Here is a 24,391-nt window from a genome sequence, read left to right on the forward strand (position 1 = left end):
AACTGAACAAAGCGGTACGAAGGCGCTCTACCGTCAGATGCCCTGGATGCGAGATGGCTTCGCGTGTTTCACCGCCGGGGGGCGGGGTACGAAAGGCTTCAGATCATGAAGTCGCATACCAAGGGGAATCGACGGGAGAACTGTCGGTACTGCACGGTCGACTAGGATCCACCGCAGCCCCACCTCCTCCGGCCGGTCCCCCGTGAGGGACGACGTGTAACTCCCTGGGCAAGGATTAAGGCTATCAGTCGGCAGAAGCGTTACGTCGCCGCTTTGCCCGTTCGATACGCGATCTATGCTCACCGCATGTCAGACGTTCTTCAGCTGGTCGAGGCCCGGTTGATCGCCGCGCTGGGCGAGCCGGACGCCCGCGCCGCTATCACTTTCGTCGGTACGGACCGCATTGACGTGCTGCGATTCCGGGACGAGAGCGATGTGATCCGCTACGCCACCCTCGGTATGTCGGACCATCCGATGACCAGCCCGACCGCCGCCGTCGCCGACCCCCTGCGCGGGCCGCGCGCCGAGCTGGTGCTGACCGTACGGGCCGGCGGCCGCGGCACCGACCTGGCCATCCTCGACGAGGTGCTCCGCCCGCTCGCCGTGCTGGCCGCCTCTCCTCAGGTCGAGGGGGTCGTGGTGGCCCCCGGCGCGTCGCTGGAGCTGGGCGGGCCGCTGTGGCCCGGGGCGTCCTTCAGCTCCGTCCTGGTCGCCGAACCGGGCGGCCTGGTCGAGAACTTGGAGCTGCCGGAGCCGATGGAGCCGGTGCGCTTCCTGCCGATGCTGCCGATGACCGCGAACGAGGCGGCGTGGAAGCGGGTGCACGGCGCCGGCGCCCTCCAGGACCGCTGGCTGCGGCACGGTACGGATCTGCGCGACCCGGTGCGATCCGGGGTGCCGCTGGCGGACTGAGGGCCGTAAGGACATCGCTCGCGGGGCCTGCGGAGCCCCGAGAACGTCGGCGACGACGGCCCGTCCCTCCCGGGCGGGGCGCCGGGCGGGAACTGCTGCGGGGCGCGGACGGGAACTGCTGCGGGGCGCGGGCGGGAACTCCTGCGGGAAGTGCCCTCCGGACGGGTGATCGTCCTTGACGCGACGACGACCGGGGAGGACCGTGGGGGCCTATGAGGGGCGAACCCAGTTGCCCGAAATGCGGTGGCCGGGTGCGAGCACCCGGTCTCTTCGCCGACTCCTGGCAGTGCGGAGTGCACGGCACGGTGCACCCTCAACAGCCGGTCGTGCCGCCGAGCGTCGAAGCGCTCGTGGTGGTCACCAACCGCGCCCGGGTGCCCGTATGGATGCCCTGGCCGCTGCCTGTGGGCTGGCTGTTCACCGGTGTGGCCTGCGCCGGGGACGACCGTAGCGGCGGCCGCGCCACCGCTGTGGCCTGCTCCGGCCCGGGACCGCTGGGCGGCCCGGGGGAGCTGCTGCTGATCGCCGAGGAGCTGGGCGTCGGGCTCGGCGCGCGCTTCGCGGGCATCCCGGGGCCCGATCCGGGGCCGGGGATGCGGGTCGACAAGCCGCCACACGTCAAGGTGCTGGCCGCCGGGCGGCCCACCCCGCTGTGGCATGTCGAAGGCACCCCGGACGACCGCGCCGTCTTCGCGGGCGAGGCGTGCGGGCTGTGGCTGTGGGCGGTCGTCTGGCCCGAGCAGACCGGGCTGCTGATGTACGACGAGATGGTGCTCACCGATCTGCGGGACGCGGGGGCCGAGGTCGACCTGGTGCCCTGCGGGGCGCTCTCGCCGAGGCTGCTCTCGCCCTGATCCGCCCTGCTGCGGCCGGAGCCGCGCTGCGGGAGCCGCCCTGCGGCCGGAGCCGCGCCGCCGGAGCCTCGCTGCGGGAGCCGCGCCGCTGGTGGCGGCTCCAGCGCAGGTCAAGGGGCGCCGACCCGGGCATCTCCAGGCGTGGTTATGCTGGGGCGTCCCATCGGTCCGTCCCGAACGCAGCTTGGAGCCCGTGCCGTGCGCATCGATCTGCACACCCACTCCACTGCCTCGGACGGTACGGACACCCCCGCCGAGCTGGTGCGCAACGCCGCCGCCGCGGGGCTGGACGTCGTCGCGCTCACCGACCACGACACCGTCGGCGGCTATGCGGAGGCGACGCGGGCGCTGCCCTCCGGGCTGACCCTGGTCACCGGCGCCGAGCTGTCGTGCCGTCTGAACGGGGTGAGCCTGCACATGCTGGCGTACCTCTTCGACCCGGGCGAGCCCGAGCTGGCGGCCGAGCGCGAGCTGGTGCGTGACGACCGGGTGCCCCGGGCCCAGGCGATGGTCGCGAAGCTGCGCGAGCTGGACGTGCCGATCACCTGGGAGCGGGTGGCGGAGATCGCCGGGGACGGGGCCGTCGGACGGCCGCACATCGCCACCGCGCTGGTCGAGCTGGGCGTCGTGGCGAGCGTCTCGGACGCCTTCACCCAGGACTGGCTGGCCGACGGCGGCCGGGCGCATGTGGAGAAGCACGAGTCGGACCCCTTCGAGGCGATCCGGCTGATCAAGGGCGCCGGCGGGGTCGCGGTCTTCGCGCATCCGCGGGCCGTCAAGCGGGGCCAGTGCGTACCCGAGAGCGCGATCGGCGAGCTGGCGGCGGCGGGTCTCGACGGTATCGAGGTCGATCACATGGACCACGACGAGGACACCCGCGCACGGCTGCGCGGCCTCGCCGCCGAGGTCGGTCTGCTCACCACCGGCTCCAGCGACTACCACGGCAGCCGTAAGACCTGTCGGCTCGGTGAGTACACGACCGATCCCGAGGTCTACGGGGAGATCGTGCGCCGGGCGACCGGGGCCTTCCCGGTGCCGGGCGCGGGCGGCTGAGCACGCTCCTCCCGCTGTCCCCTCGCTGCTCCCGGCTTCCCTTCTTCCGTCATCCCTCCGTTTCCCGTACCGCATCAGCGGCGCACCGCTGCCCGTCCCCGCAAGGCCATTCACCGTGTTCGACGTCGCCGTCTTCGGCTCCCTCTTCCTCACCCTTTTCGTGATCATGGACCCGCCGGGCATCACGCCCATCTTTCTCGCGCTGACCTCCGGCCGTCCGGCCAAGGTGCAGCGCAGGATGGCGGGCCAGGCCGCGGCCGTCGCCTTCGGCGTCATCGCCGTCTTCGGCATAGGCGGTCAGCAGATCCTCGACTACCTGCATGTCTCCGTCCCCGCGCTGATGATCGCGGGCGGGCTGCTGCTCCTGCTGATCGCGCTCAGTCTGCTGACCGGTAAGAGCGACGAGCCGAGCCAGACCAAGGACGTCAATGTGGCGCTCGTCCCGCTCGGCATGCCGCTGCTGGCCGGTCCGGGCGCGATCGTCTCGGTGATCCTCGCCGTCCAGCACGCGCCCGGGCTCGCCGATCAGGTGGCGGTGTGGTCCGCGATCGTGGCCATGCATGTCGTGCTGTGGCTCACCATGCGCTACTCGCTGCTGATCATTCGCGTGATCAAGGAAGGGGGAGTGGTGCTGGTCACCCGGCTGTCCGGGATGATGCTCTCCGCCATCGCGGTCCAGCAGATCATCAACGGGGTCCTCCAGGTGGCCCATACCGCCTGACATGCCACAAGCGCCCCCGTACCGTCGCGGTACGGGGGCGCTCGACGCTCTGTGCTGCTGGCGGGCCTTATGGCACTACCGGGCGGCGGTCTCGGCTGGACGGATGTAGATGCGCTGGCCGATAGCGGCGGCCTGCTGCACGATCCGGTTGACGGAGGCGGCGTCTACGACGGTGCTCTCGATGGCACTTCCATCGACATCGTCAAGGCGCATGATCTCGAAGCGCAAGTGGCTTCTCCCTTCGTCTGATCCTCCTGAAGGAGAACTGATGTGTACGGAGCCGCGCAGCTTCGCTGCCGCGCCCTCCTGTACGTGTTCAACGAGAGGGTGCCCCGAAAACATTCCCTACGCTAATAAAATTTTTTCGCAGCCTAAGTATCTGCTGGTGGCCAGGGCGGGGTCCGGTTGTGCCCCTCACACGGCCGCCCGGAGAATGAACCGCGTATGAGTGAAGTGATGCCTCCGGGCCAACCAGACCTCGCCTCGATCGTCGCGGGCATCGAGCGCACCAACGAGCTGCTGCAACGCGTGCTCGCCGAGGTCGCGACCACGCCCTCGACGCACGCGATCTTCGTGGACGCGGGGTATGTCTACGCGGCCGCCGGCCGGCTCGTCGAGGGCACGGAGGACCGCCGGGCGTTCGAGCTGGACGCAGAGGGGCTCATCGAGGCGTTCATCGACAAGGCGCGCACGATCTTCCCGGACAGCAGGCTGCTGCGCGTCTACTGGTTCGACGGCGCCCGGCGCCGGATCCACAGCCCGGAGCAGCAGAGCATCGCGGAGCTGCCCGACGTCAAGGTCCGGCTCGGCAACCTCAACGCCAACAACCAGCAGAAGGGCGTCGACTCGCTCATCCGCTCCGACCTGGAATCCCTCGCCCGCCACCGCGCCATCGGCGACGCCGTGCTGATCGGCGGCGACGAGGACCTGGTCTCCGCCGTCGAGGCGGCCCAGGGCTACGGGGCACGCGTCCATCTGTGGGGGATCGAGGCACTCGAGGGGCGCAACCAGGCCGAGCCGCTGCTGTGGGAGGTCGACAGCCAGCGCACCTTCGACCTCGACTTCTGCAAGCCGTACGTCACCCGGCGGGCCACCGGCTACGAGCTGAACGGCGACTCGCCGCTGTGCGGGCCCGCCCCGACCCGGGACGAGGTGCGCTTCGTCGGGGCGCAGATCGCCGCCCAGTGGCTGTCCGCACGCGGCCGCGAGACGCTCGCGGAGCTGCTGCCGGGCCATCCGTATCTGCCCGGCTCCGTGGACCAGGAGCTGCTGATCGACGCGGAGGGGCTGCTGCGGCTCTCGCTGCGTGCCCACGCCGATCTGCGGCGCGCCCTGCGGGACGGCTTCTGGGAACATCTGCAGGCGCAGTACTGAGCCTTTCCGAGCGCTTCCGAGCCGCCTTTGGCTCGGCCCCGCGCCGCTCGGCCCACGTCGGCCAGCCCGGGTCGGCCAGCCCACGTCGGCCAGCCCGCTTCGCTCAGCCCGCGTCGCGCCAGAAGGAGACCAGGGCGTCGGCGGTGGGATGGGCCCGCTCGGTGTTGGGGGAGTGCCCGGCGCCCTCGATCACGGTCCGGCGGGCGGCCAGCCGTTTGGCCATCTCGTCGATCAGCGGCACCGGCCAGGCGTAGTCCGACTCACCGGAGAGCACATGAGTACGCAGCCGCAGCGCCGCCAGCTCATCGACCCGGTCCGGCTCATCGGAGAGCTGCCGCCCTGTGACGATCAGCTGCTCCGGTACGGTCCCGAGCCAGCGCTGATGCAGGAACTCCGCCACCCCGGGCGGTGTCGCCGCGTCGGCCGCCTCGGGCGGATCCAGTTCGCGCATCGCCTGCCATACGGACTCCATGTCCATCACGGTCAGCGCGTCGATCAGCAGCTTGATCCGGGCGCACTGCGGGGCGGAGATGGCCGCCGGTCCGGAACTCATGATCGTCAGTGAGGCGAACGCCCCCGGGTCGCGCAGTACGGCCGCCCGGGCGATCAGCCCGCCGAGCGAGTGCCCGAGCAGATGGACCGGGTCCTCGGTCGCCGCGCTCAGGGCGGTGGCCTGTGCGAGCAGGTCCTGGGCCAGCTCGTCCTGGGCGTACGCGGCCTCCTTACGGGGGCCAGGACTCTCGTGCTGCCCCCGCCCGTCGATGGCGACGACCCGGAAACCGGCCGAGGAGAGCGGCTCCAGCAGCGCGATGAAGTCCTCCTTGCTCCCGGTGAACCCCGGGACCAGCAGGACGGTCCCGCGCGCGGCCGAAGCGGGCCGCGCGTCATGGACGGCGAACTCCCCGCGCGCGGTCCGGAGGCGGTACGCACGGGCGCCCGCGGGCAGTGTGAGAAAGGGCGGCCTGCTCATGGGATGAGGCTATACAGGTCGCGGGAAACGGTACGTGAACGCCCAGGGGCCCGCCCCGCGGTGTCGCGGAACGGGCCCTTGGGCATGCGCTGTGGCGCGGTCGCGCATCAGCCCTCGGCCGCTGCCTCGACGGCCTCGGCGGCCTTGGCGCGCGTACGGCGCCGGGGCTTGGCGGGTGCGGCCTCGGCCTCGTCCACCGCCGGTGCCGCCGTGTCGGCCTTCGTGGCCTTGGCGCGGGTCCGGCGCGGCTTGGCGGGGGCCTCGGCGGCCTCCGTCTCCGGCTGTGCGTCGGCCTTGGACGCGGCGCGGGTGCGACGTCGGGGCGTGGCCGCCTCGGCGGTGCCCTCGGCCGTCTCCACGGCCTCGGCGGCCTTGGCGCGGGTACGGCGCCGCGGCTTGGCCGCTTCGGCGGCGTCGGTGGCCTCGGCGGTGCCTTCGGCCGTGTCGACAGCTGCTTCCGCGGCCTTCGTGGCCTTGGCGCGGGTCCGGCGCGGCTTGGCGGGGGCCTCGGCGGCCTCCGTCTCCGGCTGTGCGTCGGCGGTGTCGGCCTTGGACGCGGCGCGGGTGCGACGTCGGGGCGTGGCCGCCTCGGCGGTGCCCTCGGCCGTCTCCACGGCCTCGGCGGCCTTGGCGCGGGTGCGGCGGCGCGGCTTGGCGGGGGCCTCCACGGCCTCCGGCTGTGCCTCGACGGTCTCGACGGTCTCGACGGCCTTCAGCGCGTCCGTCGTGCCCTCGGCCGTTTCCACGGCGGTCTGGGCCGCCTCGGCGGCCTTGGCACGGGTGCGGCGGCGCGGCTTGGTGGGTGCCTCTACGGCAGCCTCCGTGGCCTCCACCGTCGTCACCGCGGTCTGTGCCGACTCGACGGCGACGGCGCTCGCGGACTCCTGCGTGGCGCCCTCGGTGCCCTCGGTGCCCTCGGCCGTCTCGACGGCCGCTGTCGCCGCCTCGGCGGTCCTGGCGCCGCCCCGGGTGCGGCGGCGGCGCGGCTTCGCGGACGCCTCGGTGGGCTCCGCCTCCGGCTGGGCCGCCTCCGCCGTGTCGACGGCGGCCGTGGCCGCCTCGGGGTGGGCCGTCGCCGCACCGCCGCGCGTACGGCGGCGTCGGCGGGGCCGACGGGGCTCGGTGGCGCCCTCGGCGGTGTCGGCGGCGGACTCGGCCGCCACCGCGCCCTCCGGGGCGCCCGTGCCGTCCGTGGACAGACCGCCGCGGGTGCGCCGGCGTACCCGGCGGTTGCGCGGGGGGCGCTCCTCCGTGGCCGGGGCGGCGGCCCGGCGGCCGCGGCCACCTCGGCCTCCGGTCTCACCCAGGTCCTCGATCTCCTCGGCGGCGAGCCCCGCGCGGGTGCGCTCACCACGCGGGAGCACACCGGTGGTGCCCTCGGGGATGTTCAGCAGCTCGAAGAGGTGCTCGGAGGTGGAGTACGTCTCCTCCGGCTCATGGAACGCCAGGTCCAGCGCCTTGTTGATCAGCTGCCAGCGGGGGATGTCGTCCCAGTCGACGAGCGTGATGGCGATACCCGAGGCGCCCGCGCGACCCGTACGGCCGATGCGGTGCAGATAGGTCTTCTCGTCCTCGGGCGACTGGTAATTGATCACATGCGTGACGCCCTCGACGTCGATGCCGCGCGCGGCGACGTCGGTGCACACCAGCACGTCGACCTTGCCGTTGCGGAAGGCGCGCAGCGCCTGCTCGCGCGCCCCCTGGCCGAGGTCGCCGTGGACCGAGCCGGAGGCGAAGCCTCGGCGCGCGAGCTGATCGGCGATATCGGCGGCGGTCCGCTTCGTACGGCAGAAGATCATCGCGAGGCCGCGGCCCTCCGCCTGCAGCACCCGCGCCACGACCTCCGGCTTGTCCAGGGAGTGGGCGCGGAAGACATGCTGGGTGATGTTGGCCACGGTCGCGCCCTCGTCGTCCGGCGCGGTGGCTCGGATGTGCGTGGGCTGCGACATGTAGCGCCGGGCCAGCGAGATGACCTGGCCCGGCATGGTGGCCGAGAAGAGCATCGTCTGGCGTCTGGCGGGCAGCAGCTGGATGATCTTCTCGACGTCGGGCAGGAAGCCCAGGTCGAGCATTTCATCGGCCTCGTCCAGGACGAGCGCCTTGACGGAGGAGAGCCGCAGCTTCTTCTGGCCCGCCAGGTCCAGCAGCCGGCCCGGGGTGCCGACGATCACGTCGACGCCCTTCTTCAGGGCCTCGACCTGCGGTTCGTAGGCGCGGCCGCCGTAGATCGACAGGACGCGGACCGCGCGGACCTTACCGGCGGTCAGAAGGTCGTTGGTCACCTGCTGGCACAGCTCGCGGGTGGGGACGACCACGAGCGCCTGCGGGGCGTCGGTCAGCTGCTCGGGCTTGGCCCGGCCCGCCTCGACGTCCGCGGAGACGACAACGCGTTCCAGCAGGGGCAGGCCGAAGCCCAGCGTCTTGCCGGTGCCGGTCTTCGCCTGGCCGATGACGTCGGTGCCGGAGAGGGCAACCGGAAGCGTCATCTCCTGGATGGGGAACGGGGACGTGATGCCGACGGCTTCCAGGGCCTCGGCCGTCTCGGGGAGGATCCCGAGTTCTCGGAAAGTGGTCAGGATGCTTGCCTCTTCTGTGAGACGCGGCGAGAAGCGGCGAAGGGGGTCGCACGGCGCCCGGGTGCACCGGCCTTGGGGATGGCCGGTTCGGCGCGGGACCACGGCCTTCGCTCGAGCGCTCACGCCGCGAGCGGGTCCCTCCTGCCGTGCGCATAGGCGATGCGCGCCGCGCGGAGGGCGGTCGGGTTTGGAGCCGATCGGGCCACCGACCGGGCATCCGCATTCGTGGAACAACCCGCCGATACTCGACGGGCGCATTTATCACTGTACCCCGGAAGCACGCATCTGTGACCGGGCAGTCCGATGCGGGGCATCCGTGGGCATGGCTGACCAGGGCCTTCCACGGGGCGCGGAGCGGGCTATTGTGCGCTCCATGGAGACGCCTGACACGCCTGAGACGCCCGCCGGGGACCACGCAGCTTCGGGGGAGGGCAGCGGGGAGAAGGCCCCGGAGCCCACCGGGATCGCCGCCCAGAACTGGGACACGGCGGCCGCCGATCCGCAGTACCGGGCCGCCGTGGTGGATCTGCTCGGCGCCCTCGCCTACGGCGAGCTGGCCGCCTTCGAGCGGCTGGCGGAGGACGCCAAGCTGGCGCCCACCATCGAGGACAAGGCGGAGCTGGCGAAGATGGCGTCCGCCGAGTTCCACCACTTCGAGCGGCTTCGGGGCCGGCTCTCGGCGGTCGGCGAGGAGCCGACGGCGGCGATGGAGCCGTTCGCGGCGGCCCTGGACGGGTTCCATCGCCAGACCGCGCCGTCCGACTGGCTGGAGGGCCTGGTCAAGGCGTACGTGGGCGACTCGATCGCCAGTGACTTCTACCGCGAGGTCGCGGCCCGGCTGGACTCCGACACCCGCGATCTGGTGCTCCAGGTGCTCGACGACACCGGCCACGCCTCGTTCGCGATCGAGAAGGTGCGTGCCGCGATCGAGGCCGATCCGCGGGTCGGCGGGCGGCTGGCGCTGTGGGCGCGGCGGCTGATGGGCGAGGCGCTGTCGCAGGCCCAGCGGGTGGTCGCGGACCGCGACGCGCTCTCCACGATGCTGGTCGGCGGGTTGGCGGACGGCTTCGACCTGGCGGAGGTGGGCCGGATGTTCTCACGGATCACCGAGGCTCACACCAAGCGGATGGCCGCACTGGGGCTCGCCGCCTAGACCCTTACGGCGCATCTTCACGCCTGTGACCTGGCGTCCACGCCGCAGGGCCCGCGGCGTCCGGTGCGTGGGGCGCCTCCCGGCGGTAGCCGGGGGCGCCGTGCCGGCTTTTCGCGGGGCCGCGAAAGGCGGCCGGACCGGGCCTACGCCGTGACCGAACGCCGGCGGCGCGTCCTGGCGGGGCGGATGAGCAGCGACACCAGGGCAGCGGCGAAGCCGAGCGCGACGAGCAGCACGGGCGCCGTGTGCCCGGAGCCCAGCACCGTATGGGTCAGCAGGGCGCCCAGTAGCGCGGCGGCGGGGCCGGTGGCCAGGACGAGGCGCCGCGCGGGCAGCCTTCGGGGGAGCCGGTGGAGCGCCCCGTACGCGATGACGAGACCGATCAGTACCGAGGCGAGCGCTTCCCAGAACAGCATTGGCGCGTCCTTCCCGTAAGCGGATCGGAACCGACACGTGATCACGCGTCGGTCGGACCCGTCCTACCCGCGCCCGACCGGGGGCAACCCTGCCCACGGGGGCGGTCTGTGGCGCCCGGCGTGCCGGGGGCGTGCGAGCGCGCGCACAAACAGCGGCGGGGTTTGGTGGAATGTTCCACCAAACCCCGCCGCTGTCGGCTGAATACGTCAGGCCGCGCCGAAACCGACCTTGCGGGCGCTCGGCTCACCGAGCTCGATGTAGGCGAGCCGGTCGGCCGGGATCAGGACCTTGCGGCCGTGGCTGTCCTCCAGGATCAGCACCTGAGCCTTGCCGCCGAGCGCCTCGGCCACCAGGCGCTCGACCTCCTCGGCAGACTGCCCGCTCTCCAAGGTGATCTCGCGGGGCGCGTGCTGCACGCCGATCTTGACCTCCACGGCCTTGTCCCTCCGACGGTCATTTGGGGTAGCGCGGCCATCCGCGCTGTACCCAGCACACACTAGCCGTGCCGGGACACCCGCCGGGGGCCACGGGCGCACGCCAGAAGCGAACACACCCGCCGCAGCGAACGCGCTCCCTCGCGCCCCTCGCGGCCGCTGAGCGCCCAGGGGGCCTGAGCGCTCAGCGGCCCCGAGCGCTCCCGCGCTCGCGGCCCCGCGCCCGCGTGACCGGAGAGGGCGCCCCTGCGCTCACGGCGCTCAGTGGCCGCCTTCGGACCCGTGCAGCGGGAAGCCCGCGATACCGCGCCAGGCCAGCGAGGTGAGCAACTGCACAGCGGACTCCCTCGGCACCTCGCTCTCGCTGGAGAGCCAGTAGCGGGCGACCACCTGGGAGATCCCGCCGAGGCCCACGGCCAGCAGCATCGATTCGTCCGTGGACAGCCCGGTGTCCTCGGCGATGACCTCGCTGATCGCCTCGGCGCACTGCAGCGAGACGCGGTCCACGCGCTCGCGCACCGCGGGCTCGTTGGTCAGGTCGGACTCGAAGACGAGCCGGAAGGCGCCGCCTTCCTCCTCGACGTAGGCGAAGTACGCCTCCATGGTCGCCGCGACGCGCTGCTTGTTCTCGGTGGTCGAGGCGAGCGCGGTGCGCACCGCGTGCAGCAGGGACTCGCAGTGCTGGTCGAGCAGGGCCAGATAGAGCTCCAGCTTGCCCGGGAAGTGCTGGTAGAGCACCGGCTTGCTGACCCCGGCGCGCTCGGCGATGTCATCCATCGCGGCCGCGTGGTAGCCCTGGGCCACGAAGACCTCCTGAGCGGCTCCCAGGAGCTGATTACGTCGGGCTCGGCGCGGAAGGCGCGTACCCCGTGGGCGCGCCTCGGTCTGCTCGATGGCTGTCACGCCGCCTCCCAATGAATGATCCCTATGCACGATGTCCATCGCGTCCGCCATCGTACTTTTCGGTAACAGCGCGGCGCGCGGTTCGTGCGGAGAATTTCACGGACCGGACTCTATGAAAAGCCCACAAATGACGCAGGTCATCGGTAGTCCTCCTCGTCCACCTCGACCACCCGGGCCTGTTCCGCGCGGTCGGCCTCGTTGGCTTCCACGAACTCGTCCGTCCTGGGCGGTTCGTCGCGGCGGGCGATCACCTCGCGATGTTGTTCGGCGGTGTCCGCCTCGGGAGCCTCGACGTCGTGCACGGCGGTTTCGTCGGTGTTCTCGACGGAGTCCTCGAAGGTGTCGGGGTCGGTTGGGTCGATGGACATGTACTCCCCTTCCCTGTGCCCTGTGGCGGTTGCCAGTGACGGCCACCCGTGGTGGGCGTCCTGCTGACGGCTTACCCACTGGCGACTACCCAGGGGCAACGCGATTGCCCCTGTGACTTACGAGCCTAGGAGAGGTCACTTTCGGACGCTACGCGGTCTGTGAGCGTGAACACACGGTCGCGCGCGTGATCGTCTCGTAACATTGGCGCATGTCTTCGATCGAGCCGCCGGAAGCCCGCATCGTCGCGGCGGTGCCGCCCGCGAGGTCCGTGCGGGTCGGGGCGGGCGAGAAGCTGCGGACCGCCTCCCTTCCGGGGCTCACGATGACCGTGCGCTGCCGTCCGCCGTCCACCTCCGGGCTGCCGCCCGCGCTCTTCGTCCACGGACTCGGCGGCTCCTCGCAGAACTGGTCGGCGCTCATGGAGCTGCTCGCCGAACGGGTGGAGGGCGAGGCGCTCGACCTCCCCGGTTTCGGTGACTCCCCGCCGCCGGACGACGGCAACTACTCCATAACCGGCCATGCCCGTGCCGTGATCCGCTATCTCGACGCGCAGGATCGCGGGCCCGTCCATCTGGTCGGCAATTCGATGGGCGGCGCGATCACCACGCGCGTCGCCGCGGTGCGGCCGGATCTGGTGCGCACCCTCACTCTTGTCTCGCCCGCGCTGCCCGAGCTGCGCCCGCAGCGCACGGCGGTGCCGACCGGCCTGCTCGCGGTGCCCGGGGTGACCCGGCTGTTCACCCGCATGACGAGGGACTGGGACGCGGAGCGGCGTACTCGCGAAGTGATGTTCCTCACTTTCGGTGACCCGTCTCTTGTCAGCCGAGAGGACTTCGCCTATGCGGTCGAGGAGTTCGAGCGCCGGCTCGCCCTCCCGTATTTCTGGGACGCGCTGAGCCGCTCGGCACGCGGTGTCGTCGACTCGTACACCCTGGGCGGCCAGCACTCTCTGTGGCGTCAGGCCGAGCGGGTGCTCGCCCCGACGCTGCTCGTCTACGGCGGCCGCGACCAACTGGTGTCCCTAAGGATGGCGCAGCGGGCGAACGCCACCTTCCGCGACTCGCGTCTGCTGACGCTGTTGGACGCCGGGCATGTGGCGATGATGGAGTATCCCGAAGCGGTGGCGCGCGGGATGCGCGAGCTGCTCGATGGCGTTGAAGAACGAGATGACCGGGACAGCCGGAAGGCGCGGGGGGCCGTACCGGCGTCCGGCGCGGACGGGAGCGGTGCGGCGCGTGGGTAAACACAGCGCACGTGGCAGCCAGGAGGGCCGGGAACGCCGGTCCGCGGCGGCGGGCTCCGGACAGGGGCACGGCTCGGGCCCCGAGTTCGTCGAGCACATCGCATCCGGCGCGGCCCCGGAGGACGACAGACCGGGCACCGGACGGCGCCGCGCCGCGGCGGGGGCGGGTGCCGTGGATCCCGGTGTGACCCCGCCGCAGGGCGTGCCGAGGCTGCCCTACGGAGCGGGCGGCCCCGCGGCGCGCACCAGGGGCGGGCATCCCGAGCAGCACGAGGCGGGCGGCGGCTGGGGCGCGGTCGGTGGCCGCGGCGGCGGTCCGGGCGGCGCCAGGGGGCCCGGCGCTCCCGGCGGCCAGCGCCCCCCTTACGGCATGCGCACCATGACCCCGCCGCAGCGCCCGACCACGGGCGGCACGGGCGGCGCGGCCGGTCTGATGCCCGGACCGCGCAAGGAGTATGTCGAGGCGTTCGACACCCCCGACGCCCTGGACTGCGACGGCGATGACGTCTTCGCCGCGGGGGCGCCGGGCGGAGTCCCCCCGCAGCGCACGCAGCGGGCGGCCACCCCCTCCGACGGGATCGGCGGCGGCTCCGGCGGCGATGGCGGGAGCGGACCGGACGACGACGAGACCGGACCCGCAGGCAAGGGGGCGCGCGGCGTCACCAAGAGCGGTAAGGGGCGCACCTTCACCGGTGTCGCCGCCGCGGCCGTGACGACGGTGCTGGCCGTCGTGGTGGCCGGACAGGTCGCGAGCGGACCGCACGGCGGCGGTAAGACGCAGGCCCAGGGCGGCCCGGAGCGCGGCGACGCCGACTCCCGTGGCGCCCGTGACTCCCGCGCCGACGACGGCCGCGGGGCGGCCCGCTCGGCGGGCCCGCCGGCCCCCGTCACCTACGACGCGAAGATGGCGACCGTCTTCCCCCTCGACGCCAAGCTCCGCGGCTCCGGCTCCTTCCAGGCCGTCGGCGGGCACGACAAGGCTCCCGGCCGGGGCCAGGTGATGCGCTACCGCGTCGATGTGGAGAAGGGGCTGCCGCTCGACGGCGAGCTGTTCGCCGAGGCCGTGCACAAGACGCTCAACGACGACCGCAGTTGGGCGCACGGCGGCGTTCGCACCTTCGAGCGGGTCTCGTCCGGCCACGCGGACTTCGTCATCACCCTCGCGAGTCCCGGGACCACGGCGGTGTGGTGTGCCAAGTCCGGCCTCGACACCACCGAGGACAACGTCTCCTGCGACTCGGCGTCCACCGAGCGCGTCATGATCAATGCCTACCGGTGGGCGCAGGGCGCCAGGACCTATGGCGACGACAAGATGCACCTGTACCGTCAGATGCTCATCAACCACGAGGTCGGCCACCGTCTCGGTCACAACCACGAGATCTGCTCCAAGCAGGGCGCGCTGGCGCCGGTGATGATGCAGCAGACCAAGTTCCTGTCGACGGACGGCGCCACCTGCCGGCCCAACGCCTGGCCGTTCCCCAAGGGCTGACGGCCCCGCACTGGCCCATATAGCGCGTCGCAACGCCTGAATTCCCGATAGGTCACGTGCGTTCACCCCTTCCGGTGGTGCGACGGACAACCGTCCGTCATACCGGGGCTCTGCGCGCATAACGTGCTCCCGCTGCCTGACGGCGGCCGCCGCCGGTGACGGCGGCAGTTCGACGGCCCGTTTGGGAGATCGGGGGTGCGCTCATGCGCGTGGGACTGCTTACGGAGGGTGGTTATCCGTATGCGATCGGTGATGCGCGGGTGTGGTGCGACCGGCTGGTGCGCGGGCTCGCCCAGCATGAGTTCGAGGTGTACGCGCTCAGCCGCGGCCCCGACCAGGAGGCCGGCGGCTGGGGCGGTCTGCCGCGCCACGTCGGCCTGGTGCGCACCGCGCCGCTGTGGGGCGAGCCGGAGCGCCGGCGGGGCGGGTGGGGCGGCCGTCGGCAGCGGCGGCGGTTCGCCGAGCACTTCGGGGAGCTGGCCGCGGCGATCAGCGCGCCTTACGGTTCCGGTGCGCCCCATGGCTCCGGGGTGCCCGGCCGCTCCACTGCCGAGGCGGACCGTTTCGCCAATGGTCTCCACGGCCTCGCAGACCTCGCCGGGGAGTACGGCGGACTGCCCGCCGCGCTCCGCTCCGAGGAGGCCGTAAGGACGCTGGAGCGGGCGTGCCGCACCCTCGGGGCGACCCACGGCACCCACCAGGTGCGGGTCGCCGATCTGCTGACCGTCACCGAGGCGCTGGAGCGCGCGCTGCGCCCGCTGTCGCTCGACTGGTACGGCGAGGACGCCGGAGGCGATCCGGGGCTGTCCGGGGTTGATCTGTGCCACGCCGCGACCGGCGGCGCGGCGGTGCTCCCCGGGCTGCTGGCCAAGCGCCGCTTCGGCACACCGCTGCTGCTCACCGAGTACGGCGTACGGCTGCGAGAGTGCTATCTGGCGGGCGCGGCCGGCGCGGCGGGCGGCCGGCCGCTCCCCGGGCCCGTACGGACCCTGTTGGCCGGGTTCCACGGCCGGCTGGCCGCCGAGGCGTACGCACGGGCGGATCTGATCACCCCGGGCAATACGCATACCCGCCGCTGGCAGGAGCGGTGCGGCGCCGAGCGGGAGCGGCTGCGCACCGTCTATCCGGGCATGGACGCCACCCGCTTCGCGGAGGTCGGCGAGCAGGGCGCGGCCCCGTCCGGCGGCGATGACCGGACGCTGGTGTGGGTGGGTCGGATCGAGCCCTCCAAGGACGTCATCGCCCTGCTGCACGCCTTCGCGGAGGTGCGCAGGTGGCAGCCGGACGCCCGGCTGAGGATCATCGAGACCCGGCGCGGCGAGGACCCGGGGACGGACGGCTATCCGGCCCACTGCCGGGCGCTGGCCGAGCATCTCTTCCCCGACGAGGCGGCGGACGCCCACTCCGCCGGTGACAACCCGGTCTCCTTCGAGCGGCTCGGCGACCCCGAGGTGCCGACCCTGGCCGACGCCTATGGGGCCGGCGGCATCGTGGTGCTGTCCAGCGTGGTCGAGGGGTTCCCGGTCGGGCTGGTCGAGGCGATGTTCTGCGGACGGGCCACGGTGTCCACGGATGTGGGCGCGGTGTGCGAGGTCATCGGCGGCACCGGCCTCGTGGTGCCCCCGCGCAATCCCCGGGCGCTCGCGGACGCGTGCCTGGCGATGCTGGGCGACCCCGAGCGCCGTGCGCGCCTGGGCGCCGCCGCGCGCGCCCGTGCGCTGGAGCTCTTCACCGTCGAGCAGAACGTCGCGGCCTTCCGCGGGATCTATCTGGAGTTGATGTCGCACTGCCCGGTGCGGCGCGAGGAGGTCGGTGAGGGCGGCGGGCCGCTGCCGTTCGCCCGCCCCGCCGAGGCCCATGTCCCGGGGCGCTGGACCGCGGGCCGCGACGGCGACGGCTTCGGCCACTGGTTGCCCGGCCCGCTCGCCTCCCGCTCCGCCCCGGAACACACCCCCACCTGGGCCACCCCACCGCCGCGTGAGCCGCTGGGTGTGGGCCCGCGGCCGTCCGAGGAGGGCGCATGACCACGCCTCCCCGGTGGAACGGCCGGTTCGATCCGGCCTCCTCCGACCGCGGCCTCGGCGCCCTGTCCGAGGTCCGGGTGCCGGTCTCCCGGCGGCCGGACGAGGCATCCGCGCGCACCGGCGCCGGGAGGGGAGAGGGGAAGGGACGGCGGGGGCCCGCCGATCCGGTGCGGGCGCTGATGCACCACCACCACGACCTGTGCGCCCGCGCCGTCGATCCGCTGGAGATCGCCGCGGGGCTGGAGGCCCACGGTGTGACCGACCGCACCGCCGCGCGCTTCCGGCACCGCGATGTCTTCTCGCTCGCCGAGGAGTTGTACGCCCGGGTGCCGCGCGCCGAGGAGCCCGCGCTCCCGGCCGCCCCCGCGCCGGGGCGCGCGCCGGCGGCGCGCATGGCGCTCGGGGCGCTGTGGCTGCTGCCGGGCACCCTGTGCGCGGCGACCGCCTCCGCCGCCCTCCGCGTCGATGCCATCCGTAAGGACGCCACTGTTGGCCTCGCCGTGGGCGCGGGCGGCGCCGCACTGACGGTCATCGCCCTGTGGCTGTGCCTGCGCCGCGGGCCCCTGCGCGTTCATGGGAGCGGACGCGGGGGCCGCATCGTCTACGTCCTCGGCGCCGGCTGGCTCCTCGGCTACGCCGCCGTCGGGGACTGGCTGCTCACCGGGCTCCTCGACGGACGCCGCCCCTACGAAGCGGCGCCCGCGACGCAGGCCGCCGTCCTCCTCGCCCTGGCCGTCGCGCCCGCCGCGTGGTGTGCCCACTGGTTCGCCGCGAGGGCGCGCCGCAGGCTGGCGGTCAGCCGTGGGCTGGAGGAGTTCGCGGCGGGGGTCCGCCCGCTGTTCGCGGGCGTGGTGACGGCCTTCCTCTGCGCTCTGGCGGCTCTGGCGCCCGCCGCCCGGCTCGCGGTGCCCGGATCACCTCCCGTCGCCACGCCGCCCTCGATGGCCGAGGCGGCCGTCGTGGCGCTCTGCGGGCTGCTGTTCCTCGCCCGGCTGCTCGCCGTCCACGGCTTCCGCAGGGCCGCGCTCATGGGCACCGCCGCGGCCTGCGCGGTCCAGGCCGTGGCCCTGGCGACGGCCGCGGCCGCCCGGCTGCCGGGCGCCGCGCCGCTCGGTGCGCCCGTGGCACGGCTGACCGCCGCCCAGGGCACGGCCGCCATCCCCGCGGCCGCCTGCGGCGCCGCCGCGCTCGCGCTGCTGATCTACGCGTTCGGCGCCCTGTGCCGGGCCTCCGCCCACGGCGGCCCCGGCGCGCGTACCGCCCGTACCGCCCCTGCCACCAGCACCGCCCCGAACCGCGCCCCGTAAGGCGCCCACCGAACCCGCCACCCCCCGTCCTTCCCCCCCCTCAATGAGTCCGAGGAGCAACCACATGAGCTGCGACACGACCGATCAGCGCGCCCGCACGGGGAGGCGCGACCGATGAGAGTCCTGTTGCTCGGATCCGGCGGATTTCTCGGCCGCTATGTCGCCGAACACCTGCTTGCCGACCCCGCCGTCCAGCTCACCGCGCTCGGGCGCGGCGATGACGCCGATGTGCGGTTCGACCTCTCCAACGGCAGCCCCGGGGCGCTCACCCGCTTCCTCAACGCGGTCCATCCCGGCGTCGTGATCAACTGCGCCGGGGCGACCCGCGGCGGGGCGCGCGAGCTCACCCGGCACAACACTGTCGCCGTGGCGACCGTCTGCGAGTCGCTGCGCCGCAGCGGTTGCGGCGCCCGCCTCGTTCAGATCGGCTGCTCCGCCGAGTACGGGCCCTCGCAGCCCGGCTCGTCGACCGCCGAGGACGCCGTGCCGCGCCCCGGCGGCCCGTACGGCGTGAGCAAGCTCGCCGCGACCGAGCTGGTGCTGGGCTCCGGTCTTGACGCGGTGGTGCTGCGGGTCTTCTCGCCCGTGGGGCCCGGCACTCCGGCCGGTTCGCCGCTGGGGCGGCTCGCCGAGGCGATGCGGCGTGCGATGCAGTCCGGGGAGAGCGAGCTCAAGCTGAGCGGCCTCGGCGTGCAGCGCGACTTCGTGGACGTACGGGACGTGGCGCGGGCGGTCCACGCGGCCTCGCTGTCGGCCGCGCAGGGCGTCGTCAACATCGGCAGCGGGCGCGCCGTACGGCTCCGCGAGGCGGCCTCCGTGCTCGCCCGGGTCGCGGGCTTCGGCGGCGCCCTGCACGAGATCGACGGCCCGCCGGGGCGCGTCCCGGCCGCCGTCGGCCATATCCCGGCGCCCGCCCACCCCCATGGCACGGCCCACGCCCATGCCACCGCGCACGGCCACGCGCCCGCTCACCCCCAGGCGGCGGGCGAGCACGGCGGCGTCCCGGGAGGCTCCGGCAACGCGACCACCTATCCCTATCCGGACGGCTGTGGAAGCTGGCAGCAGGCCGATGTGCGCACCGCCCGCGACCGGCTCGGCTGGCGCTCCCGGATTCCGCTGGAGGAGTCCCTCGCCGACATCTGGATGGAGGCGGCATGTCGCATCTGATCCCCGCGGGCCCCTCGCAGGACACCCCGGCCACCGTCGACCGGCTGGGCTTCGGAGTGCCCGGCTACGCCCACCCCCTGGTCGCGCCCACCGAGTGGGCCGAGCTCACCCGCCCCGGCACGCCCCTGCACTGGGCGGTCCTCAATGTCTCCCGCGGCCCCGGCACGAGCAGGGATCCGCACTGCCTCACGGCGGCGTCGAGGCTGCGCGCCACGGGCGTACGGGTGCTGGGCCACCTCGATCTGCGGTGCGGCACCCGCCCCTTCGGCGAGTTGATCAGTGACGCGAACCACTTTCTGGACTGGTACCAGGTCGACGGCTTCTGTCTGGACCGCTGCCCGGTGGACCGCCCCGGTCTGCCGGACGTCCGCCGTACGGTGGCCACGCTACGGGCGCTGCTGGGCGGGGCGTATCTGGTCCTCGGCCAGGGCATCCACCCGCATGAGGGCTATATGGAGCTCGCCGATCAGCTGGTGACCTTCCGGGGCTCGTGGGCGGACTACCGCTGGTCCCAGGTGGCCGAGTGGACGGCAGGGTATCCGCCCGAACGGTTCTGCCACCAGGTGCACGGCGTCCCCCGCCGTCATCTCGAGGAAGCGCTGAGGATCGCCCGCTGGCAGGGCGCGGGCACGATCTACTTCACCGACCGTACGGCCCATCCTGAGGGGCGGACCTGCACGGATTCCCCCTGGAAGGCCCTGCCCGGCTACTGGGACGAAATCGTCTCGCGACTCGGACCACGTGTCATGGAATGAGATGGGGCGTGGCAGTGTTACGAGAAGAAAACCTCCCCGCTCACGCGGGGGTGAACCGTTTGCTCCCTTCCCTTACGGAGTCCCCGTGTCGCTGCCACCGCTGGTCGAGCCGGCTTCCGAGCTCACCGTCGACGAGGTCCGCAGGTACTCACGCCATCTGATCATCCCGGATGTCGGGATGGACGGGCAGAAGCGGCTGAAGAACGCCAAGGTGCTCTGTGTGGGCGCGGGCGGCCTCGGCTCTCCGGCCCTGATGTACCTCGCCGCGGCCGGCGTGGGCACGCTCGGCATCGTGGAGTTCGACGAGGTCGACGAGTCCAATCTGCAGCGCCAGATCATCCACAGCCAGGCGGACATCGGCCGCCCCAAGGCGGAGTCCGCCCGTGACTCGGTCCTCGGCATCAACCCGTACGTCAACGTCGTGCTGCACGAGGGCCGCCTCGAGGCGGACAACGTGATGGAGATCTTCTCCCAGTACGACCTGATCGTGGACGGCACCGACAACTTCGCCACCCGCTATCTGGTCAACGACGCGTGCGTGCTGCTGAACAAGCCGTACGTCTGGGGTTCGATCTACCGCTTCGACGGCCAGGCGTCGGTCTTCTGGTCCGAGCACGGCCCCTGCTACCGCTGCCTGTACCCGGAGCCCCCGCCCCCCGGCATGGTCCCGTCCTGCGCCGAGGGCGGCGTGCTCGGCGTGCTGTGCGCCTCCATCGGCTCGATCCAGGTCACCGAGGCCATCAAGGTGCTCACCGGCACCGGGGACCCGCTGGTCGGGCGTCTGATGATCTACGACGCCCTGGAGATGACCTACCGCCAGGTCAAGGTCCGCAAGGACCCCGACTGCGCGGTCTGCGGTCCGAACCCGACCGTCACCGAGCTGATCGACTACGAGGCGTTCTGCGGTGTGGTCTCGGAGGAGGCCCAGGAGGCGGCGGCCGGTTCGACGATCACTCCCAAGCAGCTCAAGGAGTGGATCGACGACGGCGAGAGCATCGACATCATCGATGTCCGCGAGCCGAACGAGTACGAGATCGTCTCGATCCCCGGCGCCCGGCTGATCCCGAAGAACGACTTCCTGATGGGCGGCGCCCTCCAGGACCTGCCGCAGGACAAGAAGATCGTCTTGCATTGCAAGACGGGTGTCCGGTCGGCGGAGGTCCTGGCCGTCCTGAAGTCCGCGGGCTTCTCCGACGCCGTCCATGTGGGCGGCGGCGTGATCGGCTGGGTCAACCAGATCGAGCCCGAGAAGCCGGTCTACTGATCTCCTGACGCACCGCGCACCGCGCACCACCAGGGGGCCGGACCGCCGCGCCGACGGCGATCCGGCCCCCTGGCCGTTCCATGAGCCCCTTATGGCGATCCGGGCGGCCTCATGCTCCGGGAGCCCCTTACCGGCAGATCGTGTTACCGGCAGGTCGTACCGCTCGCGGGCACCTTCCCGTCCAGCAGATAGGCGTTCACGGTCTTCGTCATACAGGCGTTGCCGCTGTTGTACGCGCCATGGCCCTGCCCCTTGTAGGTGACCTCGACGCCCACGCCCGCGCCCAGCTCCTTGACCATCTTCCGCGCCCCCTCGTACGGGGTGGCCGGGTCGCCGGTGTTGCCGACGACGAGGATCGGCGCCGAGCCCTTGGCGCTGACGTCCGGGGTGTCCGTGGTGCCCTCCACCGGCCAGTCGGTACAGCCGAGCAGGCCCCAGGCCAGATACTCGCCGAAGACCGGTGACGCCTTACGGAAGCGCGGCAGCTGCGCCTTCACATCGGTCACCGTGTAACGCTGCCTGTCGTCCACGCAGTTGATGGCGGCATTGGCGGCGTTGATATTGCTGTAGTGGCCGTCATCGTCGCGGCCGGACATCGAATCCGCCATGGCGAGCAGCAGATTGCCCTCGTCGAGCTGGATCGCCTCCTGCAGCCCGAGCGTCAGGTACTTCCAGCTCTCCTTGTCGTAGAGCGCGGCGGCGATACCGCTCAGCGCCCCGTCCTGGGTGAGCTTGCGGCCGCTCTCGGTGGACAGCGGCTTCTTGTCGAGCCGCTTCAGGAAGTCGACGATCCGGTCCGTGCCGGCCGCCGGGTCGCCGCCGGTCGGGCAGGCCGCGCCCTTCTTGGCGCAGTCCTTGAGGTAGTTGTCCAGCGCGAGCTGGAACCCCTTCGCCTGGCCGTAGGAGCCCTGCTCGGGGTCCTCGGTGGGGTCGACCACGGCGTCCAGGACCGCGCGTCCCACCCGGCCGGGGAAGAGATGGGCGTAGACGCCGCCGAGTTCGGTGCCGTAGGAGATGCCGAAGTACGACAGCTTGTCGTCGCCGAGCACCTGCCGCATGAGGTCCATGTCGCGGGCGGCGCTCACGGTGTCCACATGGGCGAGCACCGTGCCGGAACGCTTCTGGCAGCCCTTGATGAACGCCTTGGCGTCCGCCATCGCTGTCTTGACCTCGGCGTCGTCGTCCGGAGTGCCGTCGACGGAGTCGGAGGCGTCGATCCGCTTGTCGCTCTGACAGGTCACCCCGGCGCTCTCCCCGACCCCGCGCGGATCGAAGCTCACCAGGTCATAGCGGGTGCGCAAGGTGTCGTAGGCGGCGGCGAAACCGGGGAGCGAGGAGACACCGGAGCCGCCGGGGCCGCCGAAATTGAACACCAGGGAGCCGATGCGCCTGTCCGGCCCCTTGGCCTTGGCCCGGATCATGGCCAGATCGATCGTCTCGCCCTTGGGCTTCGCGTAGTCCAGCGGTGCCTTGAGCGTGGCGCATTCCCACTCGCCTCCCGGCTTCTCACCGGTGCCCTGGATCGCGGTCGGGGCAGGGCAGGACGACCAGTTGAGCTTCTGAGCGGTGAGCGAGCCCGGCAGCTCGGAGCCCGAGGGCGCGGCCGGGGCCGGCGCCGAGGGCTTGGCCGAGGCCCTGCCCTGTTCGCTTCCCCCGTCTCCGTCGCAGCCCGCGACGGTGATGAGGGCGACCATGGCGGTCATGGAGACCAGCGCCCTGGTCCGTATGGTGCGTGGGGAACTCGGCATATCAGGAGATCCTATGAGAAGGCGGGGGCGGAATCGTCCGTACTTCTTCTCAACGCCGTCACGGTTCGCGCGGCGGGCCCGGGCGCGGACCCGCGTCTAGCCGCAGACCTTGCCCTTCTCCGGCACCTTGCCCTGCAGCAGATAGGCGTTGACGGTCTTTCGGACGCAGGCGTTGCCGCCGTCGTACGCCCCATGGCCCTCGCCCTTATAGGTGAGCTCGACCCCGACCCCGGGCCCCAGCTCCTTCGCCATCCGCCCCGCACCCTCGTACGGGGTGGCCGGGTCACCGGTGTTGCCGACGACCAGGATCGGGGCGGCCCCCTTGGCGCTGACGTCGGGTGTGGTCCAGGCGCCGCGGACCGGCCAGTCGGTGCACTGCGTCAGGCCCCACGCCATCATGTCGCCGAAGACGGGGGAGACCTTACGGAAGGCGGGAAGCTTCCGCTCGATGTCCGGGACGGTATAGCGCTGCTTGAAGTCGGCGCAGGTGATGGCGGTCAGCGCGGACTGCAGGGTGCTGTAGCGGCCGTCCGGGCCGCGGCCGTTCAAGGCGTCGCCCAGGGCCAGCAGGATTCTGCCGTCGCCCTGCTGGGCGCCCGCGATCCCCTGGGTGAGGTACTGCCAGTAGTCCCGGGAGTACAGGGACTGCGCGATGCCGCCGTCGGCCAGGGACTCGGTCAGTTTCCGGCCGCCGTAGCCGCGCACCGGGCGGCCGTCGAGCCGCTTCAGCAGCGTGCGGATCCGGGGCTGGGTGGGGCAGCTGGAGACGGTGGTCTTGGTGCATGCCTTCAGGTAGTCGTTCAGGGCGCGCTGAAACCCCTTGGCCTGGGCGAGCGCGCCCTGCTCGGGTGTCTGCATGGGGTCCACGACCCCGTCGAAGAGGGCCCGCCCCACCCTCTTCGGGAACAGATGGGCGTAGACGCCGCCGAGTTCGGTGCCGTAGGAGACGCCGAAGTAGTGCATCCTCTTGTCGCCGAGGACGCTCCGCATGAGGTCCATGTCCCGGGCGGCGTTGGTGGTGCCGACATAGGGCAGGACCGGGCCGGAGTTCTTCTCGCAGGCGGCGGCGTAGATCTTGACCCGGCGGAGCTGGCTCTTCACCTCGGCCTTGTTGTCCGGGGTGGAGTCGGCGGCGTAGTAGGCGTCGAGCTGTCGGTCCCCCAGGCAGCGCACCCCGCTGCTGCGGCCGACCCCGCGCGGGTCGAAGCTCACCAGGTCGTAGCGGGTGCGCAGCTGCTTGTAGCTGTTGGCAAGGGCCGGGAGGGTGGCCACGCCGGAACCGCCGGGGCCGCCGAAGTTGAAGATGAGCGAGCCGATCCGGTGGCGCCGGTCGGTGGCCTTGGCGCGGATCATGGCGATGCCGATGGTCCGGCCGTGCGGCTTGCGGTAGTCCAGCGGCGCGTGGAGCGTCGCGCACTCCCACTGCCCGCCCGGGGCCTTGGTGGCGGCCGCGTCCTGGTCCGGGGAGGGGGCGGGGCAGCTGGACCAGTCCAGCTTCTGACGGGCCGAGGTGTCCGGCCGTCCGCCGCCGCCACCGCATCCGGCGGCCAGGACGGCCAGCAGCAGAGCGGTGGACAGCGCACCGAGGCGCAGAGGTCGGGACACGGCGGCCCTCCCGGGGGTGGCGGCGTATCGCCATCCTGCGGGCGGCGGGCGCC

At 72.5% G+C, this 24,391-nt stretch carries 22 protein-coding genes; 13 read left to right on the plus strand and 9 right to left on the minus strand.

The genetic code is table 11. From position 1 onward, the window contains the following. Positions 1-306 precede the first annotated feature (306 nt). From AS97_RS29520 to AS97_RS29535, 4 genes are all read left to right on the plus strand, one after another. Positions 307-912 (plus strand): suppressor of fused domain protein, encoded by a 606-nt coding sequence (locus tag AS97_RS29520; RefSeq protein ID WP_059145237.1) that lies wholly within the window; start codon positions 307-309, stop codon positions 910-912. Between the two features lie 212 nt (positions 913-1,124). Beyond that, a complete protein-coding gene (locus tag AS97_RS29525) occupies positions 1,125-1,766 on the plus strand; it encodes a DUF6758 family protein (protein ID WP_059145236.1) in 642 nt (213 codons plus the stop codon). Positions 1,767-1,964: 198 nt separating this feature from the next. Beyond that, the gene (locus AS97_RS29530; RefSeq protein WP_059145235.1) at positions 1,965-2,819 is read left to right on the plus strand and encodes a PHP domain-containing protein; all 855 of its coding nucleotides are present in this window, start codon (positions 1,965-1,967) and stop codon (positions 2,817-2,819) included. Between the two features lie 115 nt (positions 2,820-2,934). Further along, positions 2,935-3,540, plus strand: a complete 606-nt coding sequence (locus tag AS97_RS29535) for a MarC family protein (RefSeq protein ID WP_014054731.1) — start codon at positions 2,935-2,937, stop codon at positions 3,538-3,540. Positions 3,541-3,615: 75 nt separating this feature from the next. On the opposite strand, the gene AS97_RS29540 is transcribed toward AS97_RS29535, so the two are convergent. Continuing rightward, complete coding sequence (locus AS97_RS29540; protein ID WP_086708585.1) at positions 3,616-3,768, minus strand: hypothetical protein; 153 nt, start codon at positions 3,766-3,768, stop codon at positions 3,616-3,618. Between the two features lie 216 nt (positions 3,769-3,984). On the opposite strand from AS97_RS29540, the gene AS97_RS29545 reads away from it, so the two are divergent. Beyond that, entirely contained in the window at positions 3,985-4,914 is a 930-nt protein-coding gene (locus AS97_RS29545; RefSeq protein WP_059145234.1) for an NYN domain-containing protein, read from the plus strand. Positions 4,915-5,017: 103 nt separating this feature from the next. Here the strand turns inward: AS97_RS29545 and AS97_RS29550 are convergent, their stop codons facing one another. Both AS97_RS29550 and AS97_RS29555 read right to left on the minus strand, forming a co-directional pair. Beyond that, on the minus strand, positions 5,018-5,884 hold the full coding sequence (locus AS97_RS29550; RefSeq protein ID WP_086708569.1) for an alpha/beta fold hydrolase: 867 nt from the start codon (positions 5,882-5,884) through the stop codon (positions 5,018-5,020). Between the two features lie 107 nt (positions 5,885-5,991). Continuing rightward, positions 5,992-8,370, minus strand: a complete 2,379-nt coding sequence (locus tag AS97_RS29555; RefSeq protein WP_210565956.1) for a DEAD/DEAH box helicase — start codon at positions 8,368-8,370, stop codon at positions 5,992-5,994. 463 nt (positions 8,371-8,833) lie between these two features. On the opposite strand from AS97_RS29555, the gene AS97_RS29560 reads away from it, so the two are divergent. Beyond that, positions 8,834-9,613 (plus strand): ferritin-like fold-containing protein, encoded by a 780-nt coding sequence (locus AS97_RS29560; RefSeq protein ID WP_236670256.1) that lies wholly within the window; start codon positions 8,834-8,836, stop codon positions 9,611-9,613. 143 nt (positions 9,614-9,756) lie between these two features. On the opposite strand, the gene AS97_RS29565 is transcribed toward AS97_RS29560, so the two are convergent. The 4 genes from AS97_RS29565 to AS97_RS29580 form a co-directional block, all read right to left on the minus strand. Continuing rightward, a complete protein-coding gene (locus AS97_RS29565) occupies positions 9,757-10,029 on the minus strand; it encodes a hypothetical protein (RefSeq protein WP_059145231.1) in 273 nt (90 codons plus the stop codon). A gap of 207 nt (positions 10,030-10,236) precedes the next feature. After that, positions 10,237-10,464, minus strand: a complete 228-nt coding sequence (locus AS97_RS29570; RefSeq protein ID WP_059145230.1) for a DUF3107 domain-containing protein — start codon at positions 10,462-10,464, stop codon at positions 10,237-10,239. 261 nt (positions 10,465-10,725) lie between these two features. Then, positions 10,726-11,367 (minus strand): TetR/AcrR family transcriptional regulator, encoded by a 642-nt coding sequence (locus tag AS97_RS29575; protein ID WP_059145229.1) that lies wholly within the window; start codon positions 11,365-11,367, stop codon positions 10,726-10,728. 137 nt (positions 11,368-11,504) lie between these two features. Beyond that, complete coding sequence (locus AS97_RS29580; RefSeq protein ID WP_059145228.1) at positions 11,505-11,735, minus strand: hypothetical protein; 231 nt, start codon at positions 11,733-11,735, stop codon at positions 11,505-11,507. Between the two features lie 209 nt (positions 11,736-11,944). On the opposite strand from AS97_RS29580, the gene AS97_RS29585 reads away from it, so the two are divergent. From AS97_RS29585 to moeZ, 7 genes are all read left to right on the plus strand, one after another. After that, the gene (locus tag AS97_RS29585) at positions 11,945-12,979 is read left to right on the plus strand and encodes an alpha/beta hydrolase (RefSeq protein WP_059145227.1); all 1,035 of its coding nucleotides are present in this window, start codon (positions 11,945-11,947) and stop codon (positions 12,977-12,979) included. Beyond that, positions 12,963-14,468 (plus strand): DUF3152 domain-containing protein, encoded by a 1,506-nt coding sequence (locus AS97_RS29590; protein ID WP_125758486.1) that lies wholly within the window; start codon positions 12,963-12,965, stop codon positions 14,466-14,468. Before AS97_RS29585 ends, AS97_RS29590 begins: the two co-directional genes overlap by 17 nt. Positions 14,469-14,671: 203 nt before the next feature. Continuing rightward, on the plus strand, positions 14,672-16,492 hold the full coding sequence (locus AS97_RS29595; RefSeq protein ID WP_210565957.1) for a DUF3492 domain-containing protein: 1,821 nt from the start codon (positions 14,672-14,674) through the stop codon (positions 16,490-16,492). Further along, positions 16,489-17,799 (plus strand): hypothetical protein, encoded by a 1,311-nt coding sequence (locus tag AS97_RS48685; RefSeq protein WP_282615696.1) that lies wholly within the window; start codon positions 16,489-16,491, stop codon positions 17,797-17,799. The genes AS97_RS29595 and AS97_RS48685 overlap by 4 nt, the downstream gene beginning before the upstream one ends. 114 nt (positions 17,800-17,913) lie before the next feature. Next, positions 17,914-18,966, plus strand: a complete 1,053-nt coding sequence (locus tag AS97_RS29605) for an NAD-dependent epimerase/dehydratase family protein (protein WP_059145223.1) — start codon at positions 17,914-17,916, stop codon at positions 18,964-18,966. After that, entirely contained in the window at positions 18,954-19,721 is a 768-nt protein-coding gene (locus AS97_RS29610) for a spherulation-specific family 4 protein (RefSeq protein WP_125760854.1), read from the plus strand. Before AS97_RS29605 ends, AS97_RS29610 begins: the two co-directional genes overlap by 13 nt. A gap of 85 nt (positions 19,722-19,806) precedes the next feature. Next, positions 19,807-20,985 (plus strand): adenylyltransferase/sulfurtransferase MoeZ, encoded by a 1,179-nt coding sequence (moeZ, locus tag AS97_RS29615; RefSeq protein WP_086711489.1) that lies wholly within the window; start codon positions 19,807-19,809, stop codon positions 20,983-20,985. Positions 20,986-21,128: 143 nt separating this feature from the next. On the opposite strand, the gene AS97_RS29620 is transcribed toward moeZ, so the two are convergent. After that, positions 21,129-22,733 carry an alpha/beta hydrolase gene (locus AS97_RS29620; RefSeq protein WP_210565958.1) on the minus strand — a complete coding sequence of 535 codons (1,605 nt, stop codon included), beginning with the start codon at positions 22,731-22,733 and terminating at the stop codon, positions 21,129-21,131. A gap of 96 nt (positions 22,734-22,829) precedes the next feature. Then, complete coding sequence (locus AS97_RS29625) at positions 22,830-24,338, minus strand: alpha/beta hydrolase (protein WP_210565959.1); 1,509 nt, start codon at positions 24,336-24,338, stop codon at positions 22,830-22,832. Positions 24,339-24,391: the final 53 nt, after the last annotated feature.

This window comes from Streptomyces sp. AgN23, assembly GCF_001598115.1.
Classification (GTDB): domain Bacteria; phylum Actinomycetota; class Actinomycetes; order Streptomycetales; family Streptomycetaceae; genus Streptomyces; species Streptomyces antimycoticus.

Bases quoted from the DNA above. Each gene is read 5' to 3' on its own strand.
- AS97_RS29550 (WP_086708569.1), bottom strand. From the start codon at position 5,884: ATGAGCAGGCCGCCCTTTCTCACACTGCCCGCGGGCGCCCGTGCGTAC.
- AS97_RS29610 (WP_125760854.1), top strand. From the start codon at position 18,954: ATGTCGCATCTGATCCCCGCGGGCCCCTCGCAGGACACCCCGGCCACC.
- AS97_RS29545 (WP_059145234.1), top strand. From the start codon at position 3,985: ATGAGTGAAGTGATGCCTCCGGGCCAACCAGACCTCGCCTCGATCGTC.
- AS97_RS29605 (WP_059145223.1), top strand. From the start codon at position 17,914: ATGAGAGTCCTGTTGCTCGGATCCGGCGGATTTCTCGGCCGCTATGTC.
- AS97_RS29555 (WP_210565956.1), bottom strand. From the start codon at position 8,370: ATGACGCTTCCGGTTGCCCTCTCCGGCACCGACGTCATCGGCCAGGCG.
- AS97_RS29585 (WP_059145227.1), top strand. From the start codon at position 11,945: ATGTCTTCGATCGAGCCGCCGGAAGCCCGCATCGTCGCGGCGGTGCCG.
- AS97_RS29525 (WP_059145236.1), top strand. From the start codon at position 1,125: ATGAGGGGCGAACCCAGTTGCCCGAAATGCGGTGGCCGGGTGCGAGCA.
- AS97_RS29580 (WP_059145228.1), bottom strand. From the start codon at position 11,735: ATGTCCATCGACCCAACCGACCCCGACACCTTCGAGGACTCCGTCGAG.
- AS97_RS29520 (WP_059145237.1), top strand. From the start codon at position 307: ATGTCAGACGTTCTTCAGCTGGTCGAGGCCCGGTTGATCGCCGCGCTG.
- AS97_RS48685 (WP_282615696.1), top strand. From the start codon at position 16,489: ATGACCACGCCTCCCCGGTGGAACGGCCGGTTCGATCCGGCCTCCTCC.
- AS97_RS29560 (WP_236670256.1), top strand. From the start codon at position 8,834: ATGGAGACGCCTGACACGCCTGAGACGCCCGCCGGGGACCACGCAGCT.
- AS97_RS29565 (WP_059145231.1), bottom strand. From the start codon at position 10,029: ATGCTGTTCTGGGAAGCGCTCGCCTCGGTACTGATCGGTCTCGTCATC.
- AS97_RS29620 (WP_210565958.1), bottom strand. From the start codon at position 22,733: ATGCCGAGTTCCCCACGCACCATACGGACCAGGGCGCTGGTCTCCATG.
- AS97_RS29595 (WP_210565957.1), top strand. From the start codon at position 14,672: ATGCGCGTGGGACTGCTTACGGAGGGTGGTTATCCGTATGCGATCGGT.